Annotated in this window: 15 protein-coding genes; 3 read left to right on the plus strand and 12 right to left on the minus strand. The window is 67.0% G+C overall.

Features of this window, described 5'->3' with window-relative positions:
* Nucleotides 1-55: 55 nt before the first annotated feature.
* The 12 genes from OSH07_RS14175 to lsrA form a co-directional block, all read right to left on the minus strand.
* The gene (locus tag OSH07_RS14175) at nucleotides 56-1,027 is read right to left on the minus strand and encodes an amino acid ABC transporter substrate-binding protein (RefSeq protein ID WP_420909633.1); all 972 of its coding nucleotides are present in this window, start codon (nucleotides 1,025-1,027) and stop codon (nucleotides 56-58) included.
* A gap of 240 nt (nucleotides 1,028-1,267) precedes the next feature.
* A complete protein-coding gene (locus tag OSH07_RS14180; protein WP_266339314.1) occupies nucleotides 1,268-1,633 on the minus strand; it encodes a hypothetical protein in 366 nt (121 codons plus the stop codon).
* The gene (locus tag OSH07_RS14185; RefSeq protein WP_266339315.1) at nucleotides 1,630-2,424 is read right to left on the minus strand and encodes an ABC transporter ATP-binding protein; all 795 of its coding nucleotides are present in this window, start codon (nucleotides 2,422-2,424) and stop codon (nucleotides 1,630-1,632) included. The genes OSH07_RS14180 and OSH07_RS14185 overlap by 4 nt, the downstream gene beginning before the upstream one ends.
* Nucleotides 2,418-3,416 (minus strand): ABC transporter permease, encoded by a 999-nt coding sequence (locus tag OSH07_RS14190; RefSeq protein ID WP_266339316.1) that lies wholly within the window; start codon nucleotides 3,414-3,416, stop codon nucleotides 2,418-2,420. The genes OSH07_RS14185 and OSH07_RS14190 overlap by 7 nt, the downstream gene beginning before the upstream one ends.
* An 8-nt stretch (nucleotides 3,417-3,424) precedes the next feature.
* Nucleotides 3,425-4,459, minus strand: coding sequence for an ABC transporter substrate-binding protein (locus tag OSH07_RS14195; RefSeq protein WP_266339317.1), 1,035 nt, complete (start codon nucleotides 4,457-4,459; stop codon nucleotides 3,425-3,427).
* Between the two features lie 27 nt (nucleotides 4,460-4,486).
* Nucleotides 4,487-5,797 carry an O-acetylhomoserine aminocarboxypropyltransferase/cysteine synthase family protein gene (locus tag OSH07_RS14200; protein ID WP_266339318.1) on the minus strand — a complete coding sequence of 437 codons (1,311 nt, stop codon included), beginning with the start codon at nucleotides 5,795-5,797 and terminating at the stop codon, nucleotides 4,487-4,489.
* Nucleotides 5,798-5,831: 34 nt separating this feature from the next.
* The gene (locus OSH07_RS14205; RefSeq protein ID WP_266339319.1) at nucleotides 5,832-6,875 is read right to left on the minus strand and encodes an isopenicillin N synthase family dioxygenase; all 1,044 of its coding nucleotides are present in this window, start codon (nucleotides 6,873-6,875) and stop codon (nucleotides 5,832-5,834) included.
* 940 nt (nucleotides 6,876-7,815) lie between these two features.
* A complete protein-coding gene (locus tag OSH07_RS14210) occupies nucleotides 7,816-9,063 on the minus strand; it encodes a class II aldolase (protein ID WP_266339320.1) in 1,248 nt (415 codons plus the stop codon).
* A 74-nt stretch (nucleotides 9,064-9,137) separates the two neighbouring features.
* The gene (lsrB, locus tag OSH07_RS14215; RefSeq protein WP_266339321.1) at nucleotides 9,138-10,169 is read right to left on the minus strand and encodes an autoinducer 2 ABC transporter substrate-binding protein LsrB; all 1,032 of its coding nucleotides are present in this window, start codon (nucleotides 10,167-10,169) and stop codon (nucleotides 9,138-9,140) included.
* A 13-nt stretch (nucleotides 10,170-10,182) separates the two neighbouring features.
* The gene (locus tag OSH07_RS14220) at nucleotides 10,183-11,184 is read right to left on the minus strand and encodes an ABC transporter permease subunit (protein WP_266339322.1); all 1,002 of its coding nucleotides are present in this window, start codon (nucleotides 11,182-11,184) and stop codon (nucleotides 10,183-10,185) included.
* Nucleotides 11,181-12,236, minus strand: a complete 1,056-nt coding sequence (gene lsrC / locus OSH07_RS14225) for an autoinducer 2 ABC transporter permease LsrC (RefSeq protein ID WP_266339323.1) — start codon at nucleotides 12,234-12,236, stop codon at nucleotides 11,181-11,183. The genes OSH07_RS14220 and lsrC overlap by 4 nt, the downstream gene beginning before the upstream one ends.
* Nucleotides 12,229-13,725 carry an autoinducer 2 ABC transporter ATP-binding protein LsrA gene (lsrA, locus tag OSH07_RS14230; protein ID WP_266339324.1) on the minus strand — a complete coding sequence of 499 codons (1,497 nt, stop codon included), beginning with the start codon at nucleotides 13,723-13,725 and terminating at the stop codon, nucleotides 12,229-12,231. The genes lsrC and lsrA overlap by 8 nt, the downstream gene beginning before the upstream one ends.
* 242 nt (nucleotides 13,726-13,967) lie before the next feature.
* On the opposite strand from lsrA, the gene OSH07_RS14235 reads away from it, so the two are divergent.
* The 3 genes from OSH07_RS14235 to OSH07_RS14245 are packed head-to-tail and all read left to right on the plus strand — an operon-like array spanning nucleotide 13,968 to nucleotide 16,866.
* Nucleotides 13,968-14,915: a sugar-binding transcriptional regulator gene (locus OSH07_RS14235; protein WP_266339325.1), complete on the plus strand. Its 948-nt coding sequence runs from the start codon at nucleotides 13,968-13,970 to the stop codon at nucleotides 14,913-14,915.
* A gap of 10 nt (nucleotides 14,916-14,925) precedes the next feature.
* Nucleotides 14,926-16,491 (plus strand): autoinducer-2 kinase, encoded by a 1,566-nt coding sequence (gene lsrK / locus OSH07_RS14240; RefSeq protein WP_266339326.1) that lies wholly within the window; start codon nucleotides 14,926-14,928, stop codon nucleotides 16,489-16,491.
* 57 nt (nucleotides 16,492-16,548) lie between these two features.
* Nucleotides 16,549-16,866, plus strand: coding sequence for an antibiotic biosynthesis monooxygenase (locus OSH07_RS14245; RefSeq protein WP_266339327.1), 318 nt, complete (start codon nucleotides 16,549-16,551; stop codon nucleotides 16,864-16,866).
* Nucleotides 16,867-16,874: the final 8 nt, after the last annotated feature.

A 16,874-nucleotide genomic window follows, 5' to 3' on the forward strand; every position in this document is an offset into this window, starting at 1 on the left:
GGGCCGGGCGCCGGGGCGCCCGGAATGGAGCCGCTGGCCATCGGCCGTGCCGGGCCTAGCGGAACGGCGGCGAGTACAGCAGGCCGCCCTGGGTCCAGGGCTGGTTGTAGCCGCGCTCGAAGCCGACCGGCGTGTTCTTGCCGATGTTGCGCTCGTAGATCTCGCCGTAGTTTCCGAGCGTCTTGATGATGTTGTAGGCGAACTTCGGATCGAGGCCGATCGCCTCGCCGAGCGACGGGTCGACGCCGAGGAAGCGCTTGATCGCCGGGTCTTCGCTGGTCAGGAAGCTGTCGACATTCTCCTTGGTGATGCCGAACTCCTCCGCCTGGATCGTCGCGTATACGGTCCAGTTGACGATCTCGAGCCACTGGTCGTCGCCGGCGCGCACGGCCGGCGCCAGCGGTTCCTTCGACAGCCGCTCCGGCAGCAGCAGGAAGTCATCCGGCTTGGCGAACTGCGCCCGCTTCAGCGCCAGGTCGGAGGCGTCCTGCGTCAGCGCGTCGACGCGGCCGCTTTCCAGCGCGGCGACGAACTCCTTGGTGTCCTCGATCACGACCGGCTTGAACGTCTTGCCGTTCTTGCGGAAGAAGTCGGCGATGTTCAGCTCGCCCGTCGTGCCGCTCTGCACGCCGATGGTGGCGCCGTCGAGCTCCGATCCCTTGGTGACGTCGAGGGATTTCGCGACCAGCAGGCCCTGTCCGTCATAGAAGATGATCGGGCCGAAATGGAAGCCGAGCTTGAACGAGCGGGTGATGGTCTGCGTCACGCCCGAGAGCAGGATGTCGAACTCGCCGGCCTGCAGGGCGGGGAGGCGCTGCTGTGGCGAGGACGAGGTGAACTCGACCTTTTCCGGATCGTTGAAGACGGTGATCGCCAGCGCCCGGCCGAAATCGATGAAGAAGCCCTGCCACTTGCCGTTGCTGTCGGGGGCGAAGAAGCCGGGAAGCGTGCCGACGCCGACCTTGATCTGGCCGCGCGACTTGATCTTGTCGAGCGTTTCGCCCGCCTGCGCCACGCCGGCCAGCATCGAGGCCGACACCAGCAGGGCGCCGAGCGTCGTCGCGGTCTTCGCGAAGATATTCCGATCAAAAATTGCCATGATTTATCGTTCCTCGAACGGATATCATCCGTCTGGTTCAATCAATTGTTGTCTATTCTTCAAACTTGCTGTCTCGGTGCCGCGAGACTTGGATGATCATTCCATCAACATCGCCGAATGGCGAAGCATGCCTGCTCAGGAAACGGGCAGAGTGCGGGAAAATCCATTTCAATTCTCGCCGCCGCGCCGCGATCCCGTTTCGACGGCACTGGCGGTCGTGAACGCGAGCTGGAAGGCCCCCGCCGCGAGGGTCAGCACCGCGCCTGCCCAGAACAATCCTTCCCAATAGCGCGGGATGCCGAGCCAGTGTCCCGCGCCGCACAGCGACATGGCGAGCGAGCAGAGGTCGGAGGTGTTGACGAGGCAGGGGACCGCCGCCGGGATCGTGAGACTGGTGTTGGCCGCCACGTTGAGGAAGACCACCGCCCACCAGGCGAGCGCGACGACGAGCGCCAGGATGCCGGCGAAGAGCAGGCCGGTGCCGAGGGCGTCGCGCCTGAACAGGGCTTCGGGTGAAAGGGATCGCCGGCTCATATCGCCTCGCTGACGCCGAGAAGCGCAAGGATCTCGCGCCGCAGCGCGACCAGTTCGGGATCGCCGCGATGGCGCGGATGGGCGCGTTCGACGCGCCGCTCGCCGAGGATGCGGGCCGGGCGGTCGCTGAAGATGACGATGCGGTCGGCCAAAAGCAGCGCCTCCTCGACGTCGTGCGTGACGAGCAGCGCCGTGAAGCCGGACTGCTGCCAGAGCGCCAGCAACTCGCCCTGCATGGTGAGGCGGGTCAACTGGTCGAGCTTGCCGAGCGGCTCGTCAAGCAGCAGCAGGCGCGGATCGTTGACGAGCGCCCGGGCCAGCGCCGCGCGCTGCGCCATGCCGCCGGAAAGCTGATGCGGAAAGGCGTCTGCGAATTCCGAGAGCCGCACGCGGCCGATCGCCTCGTCGATACGGTGGCCTTCGGTCTTGAGGCGTCCCTGCGCTTCGAGCCCGAGCGCGACATTGCGGCGGACCGTGCGCCAGGGAAATAGCGTCGGATCCTGGAACACCAGCACGCGGGACGGATCGGGCGCCTCGACCGCGACGCCATCCGCGAGCACGCTGCCGGCGACCGGCGGCTCCAAGCCGGCGACGAGCCGCAGCAGCGTCGACTTGCCGGAGCCGGACGGCCCCAGCAGCGCGACGAAGGAGCCCGGCTCGATCTTGAGATCGATGTTCTCCAGCACGGGCAGCGGCCCGGATGGCAGGTCATAGCCGTGCGAGACGTTGCGCAGCTCGACCGCGAGACCGGGTGACGCCGCTTCGGGGGCGGAGGCGAGCGCGGCTACCATTGCACGATCCCCTTCTGCCAGCCGAGCAGGCGGTCGCGCCCGACGAAGAGCAGCTTGACCAGGCCGGAGCAGAGCAGTGCCATCAGGATCAGCGCGGCATAGACATTGGCGTAGGCCGAGTAGGCGGTCTGGAACTGCAGGTACCAGCCGAGCCCGTACTTGGCGCCGAGCATCTCGGCGATGACGAGGACGGCGAAGGAGGAATAGAGCCCCATGAACAGGCCGACGAAGACGTTTGGCAGCGCGGCCGGGATCGCCACCTTGAGCACGAGGAAGCGGCGATCGGCGCCAAGCGTGCGGGCGACGTCGTAGAGCGAGCGGTTGACCGAGGCGACGCCGGAGGCGGTCAGGATGATGACCGGGATACCGGAGGCGAGCGCCACCAGGAAGATCGAGGCGCCGAAGGTGGTCGGGAAGACGAAGAAGGCGCTCGGGATCCAGGCGCTGGCCGGGACCGGGCCGATCAGCTTGAGGAGCGGCATGCCCCAATAGCTGAAGCGCTTTGACCAGCCGAGCGCCACGCCGACGACGAAGCCGATGGCGACGCCGGAGAAGAAGCCGAGCCCCCAGAGCCGCAGCGAATAGAGCACGCAGACGAGCAGCCGGTCCCAGTCGGTCAGGTAGACATGCAGCAGCCCCTGCGGCGGCGAGAAGAACGGCTTCGGCAGCCAGCCGAGCTTGGCGGTGGAGATTTCCCAGACCGTGAACCAGGCGCCGAGCGCGATCCACCATGGCCCGTAGTGCACGAGCCTGCGGCCGATGGTGCCGAGGCGGTGGACCGTGAAGGCGAGCACCAGGAATGCGCCGGCGCCGACCACCAGCAGCAGCGCGAAAAGCTGCGTCTGGCCCCAGGGCACGACGTCGGCGAAGCCGACGGTGACGGCGGCCGCCAGCAGCCAGCTTGCCGCCGCCAGCAGGCCGTTGCGCCAGACGTCGCCCAAAAGCGCCGAAGCCGCGAGCGCGCCTCCGGCCGTCTGCGTGGTGTCCGCCATCGGAAGGCTCAGGCGAGCAGGTTGGCGGTGACGCGCTGCGCCAGTTCGGCCGGATCGGTCGAGGCGTCGATCACCTTGATCAGCTGCAGGTCCTCGGCCGCCCATTTCACCTGCTCGACCAGTTCGGGGCCGATCGGGTGGATGTGGTAGACGAAGGAGCCGAGATCGTCGGAGAGATCGGCCAGCGCCAGGTCGGGCTTGAGGTTTTCGAGATACCACTTCGCCACTTCCTCCGGGTGCTTGCCGGTATATTCGTGGATCTCGATATTGGCTTCGGCCAGGCGGCGGACGGCGTCGCGGTTCGCCTCCAGGAACGGGCCGTTGACGCCGAGCACGCAGCAGACCTTGTTCTCGAAGATGCCGGTCTGGGTGTTGGCGATCTCGACCAGGTCGTATTGCTTCTTCAGCGAATAGGCCCAGGGATCGAGATGGGCGAGCGCCTCCGCCTCGCCGCGATCGACCGTCGCGCCGACGAGATCGAACGGCACCGCCTTCCAGTTGACGTCCTGCTCGGGATCGATGCCGGCGCGGGCAAGCGCGATCTGGAACGAATGCTTCGGCGGGCTGGCCGGATCGTAGCTGACGATGGTCTTGCCCTTCAGCCCTTCCAGCGTGGTGATGCCGGACGCCTTCGAGGCGAGCAGCCGCGTGCAGCCGCCATGCGAGCCGACGAACAGTTTGACGTCGAGCCCCTGTTCCAGCGGCTTGACCCAGTCGAGCAGCAGGCCGGCGCCGGCATCGGCCTTGCCGGTCGCCAGCGACTGCACCAGCGTCTGGCCGCTGGCGCCCTGGTAGAACAGCTCGATGTCGAGGTCGTGCTTGTCATAGATGCCCTTGGCGACGCCGAAGGCGATCGGCGAATGGCAGGCGGCGAACTCGGTCCAGGCGAGCCGGATCTTGGTGCGGTTGCCGGCGCGGGCCGAAAACGTCGGCGCGACGCCGAGGAAGGCGGTGCCGGCCAGCACGCCGCCCCCGGTCAGGGCCGTGCGTCGCGAGATGCGGCGACCGAACAGAGAAGGCTTCTTTCCGTCGAGAATGCTCATGACGTCTTCCTGAAAAGGGATGGCGTGTCAGGCGCGATCGAGCGCCTGGGCGAGGTCGGCGATGATGTCGTCGGGATGCTCGATGCCGACCGAGAGGCGCACATAGCCGGGCGTGACGCCGGTCGAGAGCTGGTCCTCGGCGGAAAGCTGCGAGTGGGTGGTGGTCGAGGGATGGATGGCGAGCGAGCGCGCATCGCCGATATTGGCGACATGGTAGAAGAGCCTGAGCGCATCGATGAAGGCGCGTCCGGCGTCGCGGCCGCCCTTGACCTCGAAGCCGACGAGCGCCCCCTTGCCGCCATTCAGGTAGCGGTCGCCCCGTTCCTTGGCGATGCCGCTCTGCAGGCCGGGGAAGATCACCTTCTCGACCTTCGGATGCGCGTTCAGGAAATTCGCCACCTTGATGGCATTCTCATTGTGCTGGCGGATGCGCAGCGGCAGCGTCTCCAGCCCCTGGATGAACTGGAAGGCGGCGAAGGGCGAGATCGCCGCGCCGATGTCGCGCAGCAGCACGGCGCGGGTGCGCAGCACATAGGCGATCGGGCCGAGCGGCTTCGCCTTCTCGAGCCAGGTCGCGCCGTGATGGCTCGGGTCCGGCTCATGCAGGTTGGGGAAGCGCTCGGGATGATCGGCCCAAGGGAAATTGCCGCCATCGACGATCAGCCCGCCGATCGTGGTGCCGTGGCCGCCGATATATTTGGTCGCCGAATAGACGACGACGGCCGCGCCATGGTCGAACGGACGGATTGTCAGCGGCGCGGCGGTGTTGTCGACGATCAGCGGCACGCCGAGCGAGCGGCCGATCGCGGCGACCTCGGCGATCGGGAAGACTTCCAGCCGCGGATTGGGCAGCGATTCCGCATAATAGGCGCGGGTGCGGCTGTCGGTGGCGCGGCGGAAATTCTCTGGATCGGACGGATCGACGAAGCGCGTCTCGACGCCGAGATTCTTCAGCGTCGCGTTGAACAGCGCGTAGGTGCCGCCATAGAGCCCGGTCGAGGAGACGATGTTGTCGCCCGGCCGGGTCAGGTTGAGGATCGAATAGGCCGACGCCGCCTGGCCCGAGGCCAGCGCGAGCGCGGCGACGCCGCCCTCGATCGCCGCGATCCGTTGCTCCAGCGCGTCCTGCGTCGGGTTGCCGACGCGGGTGTAGATGTAGCCGAGCTCGTCGAGCGCGAAGAGCCGGTCGGCGTGGTCGGTGTCCTGGAACTGGAACGAGGTCGACTGGTAGATCGGCACGGCCACGGCGCCGGTCGCCGGATCGGCGCGATAGGCTCCGCCGTGCACGGAGAGGGTTTCGAAGCGCTTGGTCTCGAATTGCGTCGGCTGGAAGGTCATGGTGCGTCTCCGGATGCCGATGGGATGGGCGGGGTCAGTAGGCCGATGCGGGCTCGCGCTTGGCCGCCGGGTCGAGCAGGTCGGCGTAGTGGCGCTGCGCCACGTCGGGATGCGAGCGGAGACGGCCCTTCAGATAGTTCTGGCCGATCTCGCGGAAGAGCGGGTTCTGCGGGTCGGCGGTGGGGCCGAGCGCGGCGGCGGCGAGTTCGGGGTCGAGTTCGAGAAGCGGGATGGTCGCGTCGAGCGCCGCGCCCAGGAAGAAGGCGACCGAGAGCCGGTCCTTTCCGGCCGGCGGCGTCACGACGCGGTGGACCGTGGCGCGCAGATAGCCGTTCGAGGCCATCTCCAGCACTTCGCCGATATTGACGATGAAGGTGCCGGGGATCGGCGGCGCGTCGATCCAGCTGCCGTCGTCGGCCTCGACCTGCAGGCCGCCCTGCACGTCCTGCAGCAGCAGCGTCAGGAAGCCGCCATCCTTGTGCGCCCCGACGCCCTGGTCGCCGCCGGTGGCGTCGCGGCCGGGATAGCGGATCAGCTTCAGATGCTGGATCGGCGCCGTCTCGTAGATCGGCGCGAAGACGTCCTTCGGCTGGCCGAGCGCGATCGCGAAGGCTTCGAGAACGCGGATGCCGAGCTGGGTCAGTTGGTTCTGCCATTCGACGACGAGCGGCTTCAGCGCGGGTTGCGAGGCCGGCCACTGGTTGGGGCCCTGCAGGCGCGCCCAGTTCGGGATGCCCGGCCCGGTCGGCAGGGCGGGCCGCTCGGACGAGAAGTCGATCTGCTCGCGCCAGTCGGCCTGGCCGCGCGTCACCTCCAGTCCGACGCGGGTATAGCCGCGAAAATGCGGCGAGTTCACCATCTCGACGGCGAGCTTGTCCGCCTCGGGAAGGCGGAAGAAATCGCGCGAGGCGGCGACGATGCTGCGGGTCAGGTCTTCGGAAATGCCGTGGCCGGTCAGGTAGAAGAAGCCGACCTCGCGCGCCGTGTCGCGCAGTTCGGACAGGAAGGCCTCACGCTCCGCCGGCCCCTTGTCGAGGCGCGAGATATCGAGGATCGGGAGTGTGGCTGTTGCCGGCATATTGGTTCTTCCCTTGGTCGGGCGTCTGTGTGCGTCGCGCCCGTCAACTGGTTGTCGTGGATCGTCCGGCCCGTCAGCGGGGCCGCGCCGGGATTGCCTTGCGTTCGACATGTCGGCCGGCGCGTTCGCCGAGCACGTGCAGGCCGCTCCAGAGCTCGGTCGAAATGATCAGCCTGTCGCGCCGCGTCGCTGTATCGATATTCGACGCTTCCGCGTCTACGGCCGCACCCGGCATCGTCGGGTGGTCCGAATCGTCAAAGCACCGGGTCCGGAAACCTGGCGGATCCGGCAGAATACTTTTGAGCATTGTTCGACTCGCAGTCAGGAAACCTTGAGGCGCGACGTCTTGTCGAAGACCTGATCATTCTAGGTTTCGGCCTGTTGTTTGAAAGGAATGGCATTCTTTTGCTGGAGCCGTTGCGGAACGTTTCCGACGGTGCTCTGCGCGGGGCGCGCACTTTCGCTATCGCGGGCTTGATTGGCGCGGCTGGTACGTGGCGGTCGCTGGCAGGTCGAGACCGGGAAGAGCAGGGAAGTCGGATGGCGGTCCGGCGGAGCTGTGCGTTCCGCTTTTCATCAATGGAGGTGAGGCGGGGCCTTGCGCCCTCGGCGTGGGCCAGATCGGTCCGGCAGAGACCTCGTTGCGAGCCTCGCCGCCGATCGACGAGCCGCATATGCCGCATTCTTTCGGCCCGATGATGCACATGTCGGATGCCGGGCTCGACCTGTGGCGTCGGGAACCAGCATGAGCGTACCCGGCGCTTGGCTGGGATCGCGGGGGCGCCCCGACGCTCCCAGATGATTTGCGGGTGGAGCGCGCCGATGGCGGACGCCCGGCGAGGTCCGCGCGGCGGAAGCGTCGGCGCTCGCCGCTGGATAGCGAGCCTGAGGCCGGCCTACGATCGTGGACGTCGCGAGACGTCCACGATCTCAGTCTGCGTCAGGCCGACTTCAGCTTCGCCTGCTCGAGCGACCAGTATTCCATGTCGAACAGGTCCGCCTCCGAGATCGGCGTGAAGCGGCCATAGGCTTCGGCGGCGTTCATGACGCGGGTCGACTGTTCGATCAGGTCGCCGGCGATTTTCGCTGCCTTGGCATTGCTGCCGAGGCCGAACATGCCTTCGCCGCGCACCAGAACGACACGCGGATAGGCGTCGAGCATTGTCTTCGGTTCGCTCGCCTTGGCGGCGTTGCGCTCGAAATAGGCGGTGTAGCGCTCGATATAGCCGGCCAGCGCCCTGTCGATGTCGGCTTCCGAAGCGCCGGCATCGATGATCAGCGGGAACGGCTTGATGCGGATGACGTGGTCGGGCGTGACGGTGCCGCGCAGCGCGATATCAGCGACATCGGGCTTCGACACGTGGCGGCGGATCGCCGGCGTCGAACGGTAGTCGAGCGAAAGGCCCTTGGCGAAGGGCGAGCCGGCGCGGGTGAGGGCGGTGGTGAGCCGCTCGACCAGGGCCGGGTCGGCCTGCTGGTCGCTCTGCTGCGGGCCTTCCAGCGTCACGCCGGCGCGGGCGAGTTCCTGCTCGGCCAGGGTGGCGAATTCGATCATCAGCTCATAGGACGCCTCGGCCGTGTCGGCGAAGCTGAACAGGCCGTGGTTCTCGAGCCAGAGCCCCTCGCAGCCGGGATGGGCGCGATAGACCTTGTCGCCCTCGATCGAGAGGTCGAAGCCGGGCATGACATAGGGCACCCAGGCGAGGCGGTCGCCATAGACGCGCTTCACGGTCTCCTGCATATCGGGCTGGTTGGCGAGCGCCAGGGCCGCCGTCGCATGGGTATGGTCGACGAAGCGGAACGGCAGGAAACCGTGCAGCAGTGCCTCGACGGAAGGATTGGGCGAAGCCGCGTCGAGCAGGGCGGAGCGCAGCAGCGCGACCATCTCGGGGTCGGAGAGCTTGCCGCCGTCGCGCGCCGCGAGCAGCGGCTCCATCCGCACGGCCGGCAGGCCCGGCGCCTCGATCGTGTCGAGATCCCAGCCGCTGCCCTTGATGTGCATGATCTCGCTGCCGTCCTCGGCCGTCACCTTGGCCGAGGTATTGCCGCCGCCATGCAGCACGAGATCCGGATCCTGGCCGATGATGCGCGAGGTGTAGATGCGCAGCCCGAGCGCTTCGCTCTGGCCGGCGGCAAGGGCTGCCTGGATGAAACGATTGGCCTCGTCGCCGTTCCAGCGGCTTTGCATGGGTCTGGATCCGTTTGTTTTGGGAAAATGGATCGGGCGGCTCCGACTGGAGCCGCCCGTATTGGCTTCGCGAACTAGAAGTCGAAGTTGCCGATGTTTTCCTTGGTGAACACGGTCCGCTCGGGCAGCAGCACGATGCCGTTGCCGTCGGCCTCGTAGTCATAGCCCTGGACGCTGTTCGGCGAGACTTCGATCGTGCCGACGCCCGGAATGTCGAGCTTGTCGCCGACCTTCATCTTGCCGTTCTTCAGCACGTGCTCGGCGACATGGATCGAGATCTTGCCCTGCTGGGTGACGTCCCAGAGGCCGAAGCGCTTGATCGTGCCGCGCTCGACATAGGGGCGCATGACATTGGGGGTCGAGAAGCCGACGATGTTGACGCCATCGGCGCGCTTCAGGTTTTCCGCCGCCTGGGCTGCGGCCGGCAGCGCATTGGCGTCCGGCGCGATGATGATGTCGAGGTCGGGGTAGGTCTGCAGGATGCTTTCGGCCGTCTGCAGCGACTTCTGCGCGTCATTGTAGCCGTACTGGGTGGTGACGATCTCCCAGCCCGGATGCTCCTTGGCGATCTTCGCCTTGGCGGCTTCCGCCCATGCGTTCTGGTCGGTCACGGTCGGGCTCGAATAGAAGAACGCCACCTTGGCCTTCTCCTTGGTCACGCCTTCCTTCGCCATGTCGACCAGCAGGCCGCCGAGCTGGTCCGGGGTGCCCTGGTTGATGTAGTAGCTGCGGCAGTCCGGGTTGACGTCGCTGTCCCAGGTCATGACCAGCACGCCGCGATCCATGGCGCGCTTCAGCGCCGGGCAGAGACCGTCGGGCGACACCGACGACACGACGATCGCGTTGTAGCCCTGGTTGACGTAGTTGTTGATGAACTGGACCTGGGCGGAGACGCTCGGCTCGGTCGGGCCGTCATAGGTGACCTTGGCGCCGACTTCCTCGCCGGCCTTGACCGCACCGGCGCCGCCGCTGGTGAAGAAGCCGACGCCGACCAGCTTCGGAATGAAGGCGATCTGGGATTCGGCCTGCGCCGCGCCCGAGGCGAGCATGGTGCCCGCGAGTAGCGTTGCCGCCATCAGTCCGGACTTCAGGAATTTCATCGTCATTGTCGTTTCCTCCTCAAAAGGCCGTCGCCTGATCGTTTCGTTTCTGTCGGGCGACAGCGATGAAATCGGCCAGCAGCGCGCTCCCGTGGCGCAATGCGACCGCCGCAACCAGCAAACCTCCCGAAAGCGCGCTGGAAATCTGGCTTGGTACCCCGCTCGCCTGCAGGCCCTGCTGCAGGTAGCCGATGACGAACGTCGCGAGCAGCGTGCCGAGGATCGAACCCTGGCCGCCATAGATCGACGCGCCGCCGAGCACCGCCGCGGTGACGGCCGGCAGCAGGGTCGAGGCGCCGAGATCGACGCGGGCCGAGCCGAAATAGGCCGACATGACCAGGCCCGCGATCGCGGCGCAGACGCCGGTGATCACATAGGTGATGGTCTGGGTCGTCGCGACCGACAGGCCCGAATAGCGCGCGGCTTCGGCCGACTGGCCGATCAGGAACACGGCGCGGCCGAAACGGGTGAAGTGCAGCAGCACGACCAGCACGGCGGCGAGGCCGAGGAAGACGGCGAGCGGCGCCGGCAGGCCGAGGAACTCGGCATAGCCGAACGCGGTGAAGCTGGCGGGGAAGTTGCCGATGCCCTCATAGCCGCCGGCGCCGACGACGCCGGACAGCACCGTGGCGGCGCCCTGGAACAGATAGAGGCTGCCAAGCGTGACGACGAGCGGCTGGATTTTCGACAGATGGATGACCGTGGCGTTGAGCAGGCCGGCGAGGGCGCCGGCGACGAGCGCCAAGCCGATCGCCAGCGGCAGCGGCAGGCCGAAGAAGTTGGAGACGCCGAAGACGATGGCGCAGAGGCCGATCGCGGAGGCGAAGGAGACGTCGATGCCGCCGGCGATGATGACGAGCGTCAGCGGCAGCGCGACGATGCCGATCTGGACGAAGTCGGACGTGCCGTAGATCAGGTTGCCGACGTTGAGGAAGCGCGGGTTGATGAAGCCGAACACGGCGAGCTCGGCGACGAGCATCAGGAACAGCGCCGCTTCCCAGCGGAAGAACAGGTTTTTCATCGGCTTGCCTCCGCCAGCAGGGTCTTGTCGGCGATCTTGTCGGCCGGGTTTCCGGGCGCCTCGGCGCTGTGCGGCGCGCGGGCATGGACGGCGTAGCGGCGGGCGCGGATGCGCCGGTCGATCAGGAGCCGGATGCGGCCGTCGAGCAGCAGCACGATCAGCAGGATCGCGCCGGCGATGAAGTCGTTCCAGAACGCCGGGATCTTCAGGAAGACGAGCGCGCTGTCGATCGAGGTCAGGAAGATCGCGGCGGTGAAGACGCCGGCGACCGAGCCGCTGCCGCCGAGCAGGCTGACGCCACCGAGCACGTTGACGGCGATCGCCTTCAGCTCGATGCCGTTGCCGGCCTGGTTGGGGATGAAGCCGATCTGCGCCGCGAAGATCAGGCCGGCGATCGCCGCGCAGGCGCCCGATGCGACGAAGGCGGTGAACTGCACGCGCCGGACCGGCACGCCGAGATGACGCGCCGCCTCGCGGTTGTCGCCGACAGCGTAGAAATAGCGGCCGAAGCGGGTGCGGCGCAGGAAGAACCAGGCGATGGCGAACAGCGCCAGCACGGTGACGGTCAGGATCGAGATGCCGAAGCCGATGCTGCCGGCGAGCGCCTTCAGATCCTGCGGCAGGTCCTCGATCCAGCGGCCGCCGGTCTGGATCAGCATGATGCCGCGATAGAGGCCGAGCGTGCCGAGGGTGGCGACGATCGAGGGGATGCGGAGATAGGCGACGAGCAGGCCGTTCACCGCGCCGGCAACGATGCCGGTCAGGATGCAGAGCGCGATGGCGAGCGGCAGGCTGACGCCGGCATTGAGCGACAGGCCGAGCGTCGCGGCGCTCAAGCCCAGGATCGAGCCGCTGGAGACGTCGATGTTGCGCGTCAGGATGACAAGCATCGTGCCGAGCGAGATCAGGAGCAGCACGAGGCTGTTCGACAGGATCACCGAGGCGGTGGCGGCCGAGAGATAGCCGGGCGCGGCGAAGCCGAGCGCCAGGCAGGCGACGGCCATCACCAGCACCAGCATGATGACGCGGTTGCGGGCGATGATGTTAAGCATGGGCCTGCTCCCCCGCGCCGAATGCCAGGCGGGCAATCGCGTCGACGCTGATCTTGTCGGTGAGTTCGCCGCCGAGCTGGCCGAAGGCCATGACGGTGACGCGGTCGGCGAGCAGCTCGATCTCGTCGAAATCGGACGAGATCAGGATGACGGCGACGCCGTCGGCGGCCAGCTGCCGGATCAGCGCGTAGATGTCGTTGCGCGCCGCCACGTCGACGCCGCGCGTCGGTTCGTCGAGCACGAGCACCTTGGGTTTCGCCGACAGGCATTTCGACATCAGCACCTTCTGCTGATTGCCGCCGGAAAGCGCCTTGGCCGCTTGGCCGGGGCCGGTGCACTTGATGCCCATGCTCTGGCGGAAGCCGTTGAAGAGGCCGCGCTCGCGGCCGGGCCGCAGCAGGAAGGGCAGGCGGTGGATCAGGTAGGACGAGGTGTTCCAGTAGAGCGGCGCATCGAGGAACAGGCCGTTCTGCTGGCGGTCTTCCGGCAGGTACACGAGGCCGGCGTCGATGCAGCGGCGCGGCGAGCGGTTCGAAAGCTCGACGCCGTCGAGTGTGACCGAGCCGCCGCTCTGGCGGCGCAGGCCGAACAGGGTTTCGGAGAATTCGGTGCGGCCGGCGCCGACGACGCCGGCAAGGCCCAGCACTTCGCCGGCACGCACATCAAGGCTGATATCGCGAAACCCTTCGCCGCTCAGCTTGCGCACCGAGAGGCGCACGGCGCCGTCGTCGCGGCCGGACTTCGCGGCGACGACCGGCGTGGCGCCCGTGGCGACGCGGCTCATCGCGTCGATGATCTCGGCGTCGCTGTAGCCATCGAGCGGGCCGCTCAGGACCACCGCGCCGTCGCGCAGCACGCTGATCGTGCCGCAGATCTCGCGGATCTCGCGCAGCTTGTGCGAGATGAAGAAGATGCCGACGCCCTGGGCCTGCAGCTTGCGGACGCGCTGGAAGAGGGCGTGCACCTCGAAGGGCGTCAGCGCCGAGGTCGGCTCGTCGAGGATCAGCACGCGCGCTTCGCGGATCAGGCCGCGCAGGATCTCGACGATCTGGCGCTCGGCGATTTCCAGTGTCGCCGCCTGCGCGTCGAGGTCGAGGGTGACGGAGAGTTCGGCGATCAGCTGCTCGACCCGCTTGCGCAGCGCGCGCGGCGACGGGCGCAGGCCGAGACAGATGTTCTCCAGCACCGACTGGTTGCCGAGGATGTGCGCTTCCTGCGGCACCAGATAGAGGCCGAGCTGCTGCGCCAGCGCCGGCGAGGCATGGGTGAGCTTCTCGCCATTGATCTCGATCGAGCCGGCATTGGCCGGCACGAGGCCGGACATGATCTTCATCAGGGTGGATTTGCCGGCGCCGTTGCCGCCGAGCAGCGCATGCACCTCGCCCTTCTGCAAGGCGAGCGAAACCCCCTTCAGGACCGGAACGGGACCGTAGGATTTCCATATGCCGGTGAGCTGTGCAGCCCTCCCGGCCGCTGTGTCCGCAGTCATTCCGCACCTGTTCAGATGTCTCTTGTTGCTTTCAAGTGATCACAAGATTCGAGGGGCGTCAATATGGTCAGATCTGGCAATATCGCGATGCGGTCTCGATATTGCGGTGCAATATAAGGATTTTATTGGATTTCTGGCGGTTGTGCCGGCTTCCAAACGCAGGCCGGGCTTGCGCGGTTGACGTATCAAATGTTTTTACGATATCGATGTGATCACAAGTCGCGAGAAGGGAAGCTCGGCGGATGGCCTTGGACAGCAACGAGTGGAGCTATGGCGATGCCGACGAGGAGATCCTCACGCGCATCGCCTGGTACTATTACAATGACGGCCTGACGCAGAACGAGATCGGCGAAAAGCTGAACATGTCGCGGATCAAGGTCTCGCGCCTGCTCGAGAGCGGCCGGCGATCCGGCATCATCCAGGTCCGCATCAATTCGCGCTATCAGGGTTGCCTGTCGCTCGAGCGCGAGATCAAGAGCCGTTATGGCCTGCTCGAAGCTTATGTCGTGCCCGAATTGCCGGAGCAGAGTTCGAGCGATCGGCTCGGCCAGGCGGCGGCGCAGTTCCTCATGCAGCGTCTGCAGCCGGACGACCTGCTCGCCGTCGGCTGGGGCGCCACGGTCAGCAACGCCATCCAGCGCCTCGGCCATCTCGCCAATGAACGCAATATCGGCCTCGTCAGCCTGACCGGCGGCGTCGGCACCTATGTCGACGGCATGCGCACGGCCAACTGGGGCAGCAGCGTCCATCTCGTGCCGGCCCCGCTGGTGGTGCGCGACCCCGACGTCGCCAAGAACCTTTCCTCCGAGCCCGCCGTCGCCAACCTGCTCGATATGGCGCTGAACGCCTCCTACCAGCTGGTCGGCATCGGCGAGCTTTCGGGCGCGTCGACCGTGGTGCGCTCCGGCTATGTGACGCCGGACGAGGTCGAGCCGCTGCGCCGCAAGGGCGCGGTCGGCGACATCCTCTGCCAGTTCTTCAACGACAAGGGCGAAGTGCTGGATCTGCAGCTGCACGACCGGGTCATCGGCGTGAAGCTCGCCGCGCTGTCGCGGGCGGAAAAGGTCGTCGCGGCAGCCGGGGGCCTCGAAAAGGTGCCGGCGATCCATGCCGCGCTCAAGGGGAAGTTCGTCGGCATCCTGATCACGGATGAAACGACGGCGCTGGGTCTGATGGACCTCAAGGACTAGGGAGAGGGTTATGGCGGGGACATATCTTCTGGCGGTCGACGCCGGGACGGGAAGCGGCCGCGCGGTCGTCTTCGACGCGGCCGGCAACCAGATCGCCGCCGCCCAGCACGAGTGGTGGCACAAGCCTGATCCGCGCTTCGACGGCTCGATGGATTTCGACGTCGAGGGCAACTGGGCCCATCTCGCCCGCGCCATCCGCCAGGGGATTTCGAGCGCCGGCATCTCGGCCGCCGACATCGCCGCCGTCAGCGCCACCAGCATGCGCGAGGCGCTCGTCGTCTATGACGCCGAGGGCCGGGAAATCTGGGCCTGCGCCAATGTCGACAGCCGCTCGAACAGCGAAGTACGCGAGCTGAAGCAGGAATTTCCCGAGCTGGAGGCGAAGCTCTACCAGCATTCCGGCCAGACCTTTGCGCTCGGCGCGCTGCCGCGCCTGCTCTGGCTGAAGCGCAATCTGCCTGACGTCTACGACCGCATGCACCGGATCAGCATGCTGTCGGACTGGGTGCTGGCGCGCCTCTCCGGCGTCCTCGTCAGCGAACCGTCCAATGCCGGCACCACCGGCCTGCTCGATTTGCGCGAGCGGCGCTGGCTGCCGGAGGCGATGCGCTGGGCGGGTATGCGCGACGACATCTTCCCCGAGACGGTCGAGCCCGGCGTGGTGATCGGCCATGTCACCGCCGCCGCCGCCGAGGCGACCGGGCTCCAGGCCGGCACGCGGGTCGTCGCCGGCGGCGGCGACTGCCAGATCGGCACGGCCGGCCTCGGCGTCGTCAACAAGGGCGATTGCGCGGTGCTCGGCGGCACGTTCTGGCAGCAGATCGTCAATGTCGACCAGACGCTGACCGATCCCTCCATGAACCTCCGCATCAATCCGCATGTCGTCGACGGCCTCAACCAGGCGGAGGCGATCAGCTTCTTCGTCGGCATCGTCATGCGCTGGTTCCGCGACAGCTTCGGCGCGGCCGAGGTGGCGGCGGCCAACGCCGGCGGCGGCGATGCCTATTCGCTGCTCGAGGCGCAGTCGGCGCATGTCCCGCCCGGCGCCTATGGCATCATCCCGGTGTTCTCCGACGTGATGCGCTACGGCAAGTGGTACCACGCGGCGCCGTCGCTTCTGAACCTCTCGATCGATCCGGAAAAATCCGGCAAGGCGGCGATCTTCCGCGCCCTGCAGGAGAATGCGGCGATCGTCGCGGCGCGTAATCTCGCCGCCATCTTCAAGCTCTCCGGCGTGACGCCGAAGCAGATTGTCTTCGCGGCCGGCGCGGCCAAATCGGCCCACTGGGCGCAGATCCTGTCGAGCGCGACCGGCCTGCCGGTGGTGACGCCGGTGGTCAAGGAGGCGACCGCGCTCGGCTGCGCCGCCGCCGCCGCGATCGGCGCCGGCCTGCAGCGCGACTTTGTTTCCGCCGCCGAAAACTGGGTGCGCTGGGACCGGCATTTCGAGCCGGAAGCGGCCCACAAGGCGATCTATGACGACGCCGGCGAGCGCTGGGCGCGGGCCTATGCCTTGCAGCGGCAGCTCGTCGACGAGGGCATCACCACGTCGATGTGGAAGGCGCCCGGCCTCTGATTTCGCGATTTCGCCGCGCTCCTGGCGTGGCGACGACCTGTTTGCAAAGGAGTGAAAATGCTCATCCAGATGGTGACCATCATGGTCAAGCCGGGCCATGCCGACGATTTTCTCGAGGCCTTCCGCATCAACTACGAAGGCACGCGCCAGGAGCCGGGCAATCTGCGCTTCGACGTGTTGCGCGACCCGGACGACGCCAACAAGTTCCTGATCTACGAAGTCTTCAGGTCGGAAGCCGCGCTCGAGGAACACCGCCGCACGCCGCATTACCAGAAATGCGTCAGCCTGCTGGAGCCGATCCAGACCGGCCCGCGCACCAAGGTGTTCTATCATGCCGAGATGGCGGATTTCCTCGCCGACGCGACGGCCGACTAGGCGTCGGC

The organism is Kaistia nematophila (assembly GCF_026343855.1).
Lineage (GTDB): Bacteria > Pseudomonadota > Alphaproteobacteria > Rhizobiales > Kaistiaceae > Kaistia > Kaistia nematophila.

Excerpts from the sequence above, each read along its gene's own strand:
- OSH07_RS14175 (WP_420909633.1), bottom strand. The coding sequence starts at position 1,027 with ATGCTGGCCGGCGTGGCGCAGGCGGGCGAAACGCTCGACAAGATCAAG.
- OSH07_RS14180 (WP_266339314.1), bottom strand. The coding sequence starts at position 1,633 with ATGAGCCGGCGATCCCTTTCACCCGAAGCCCTGTTCAGGCGCGACGCC.
- OSH07_RS14185 (WP_266339315.1), bottom strand. The coding sequence starts at position 2,424 with ATGGTAGCCGCGCTCGCCTCCGCCCCCGAAGCGGCGTCACCCGGTCTC.
- OSH07_RS14190 (WP_266339316.1), bottom strand. The coding sequence starts at position 3,416 with ATGGCGGACACCACGCAGACGGCCGGAGGCGCGCTCGCGGCTTCGGCG.
- OSH07_RS14195 (WP_266339317.1), bottom strand. The coding sequence starts at position 4,459 with ATGAGCATTCTCGACGGAAAGAAGCCTTCTCTGTTCGGTCGCCGCATC.
- OSH07_RS14200 (WP_266339318.1), bottom strand. The coding sequence starts at position 5,797 with ATGACCTTCCAGCCGACGCAATTCGAGACCAAGCGCTTCGAAACCCTC.
- OSH07_RS14205 (WP_266339319.1), bottom strand. The coding sequence starts at position 6,875 with ATGCCGGCAACAGCCACACTCCCGATCCTCGATATCTCGCGCCTCGAC.
- OSH07_RS14210 (WP_266339320.1), bottom strand. The coding sequence starts at position 9,063 with ATGCAAAGCCGCTGGAACGGCGACGAGGCCAATCGTTTCATCCAGGCA.
- lsrB (WP_266339321.1), bottom strand. The coding sequence starts at position 10,169 with ATGACGATGAAATTCCTGAAGTCCGGACTGATGGCGGCAACGCTACTC.
- OSH07_RS14220 (WP_266339322.1), bottom strand. The coding sequence starts at position 11,184 with ATGAAAAACCTGTTCTTCCGCTGGGAAGCGGCGCTGTTCCTGATGCTC.
- lsrC (WP_266339323.1), bottom strand. The coding sequence starts at position 12,236 with ATGCTTAACATCATCGCCCGCAACCGCGTCATCATGCTGGTGCTGGTG.
- lsrA (WP_266339324.1), bottom strand. The coding sequence starts at position 13,725 with ATGACTGCGGACACAGCGGCCGGGAGGGCTGCACAGCTCACCGGCATA.
- OSH07_RS14235 (WP_266339325.1), top strand. The coding sequence starts at position 13,968 with ATGGCCTTGGACAGCAACGAGTGGAGCTATGGCGATGCCGACGAGGAG.
- lsrK (WP_266339326.1), top strand. The coding sequence starts at position 14,926 with ATGGCGGGGACATATCTTCTGGCGGTCGACGCCGGGACGGGAAGCGGC.
- OSH07_RS14245 (WP_266339327.1), top strand. The coding sequence starts at position 16,549 with ATGCTCATCCAGATGGTGACCATCATGGTCAAGCCGGGCCATGCCGAC.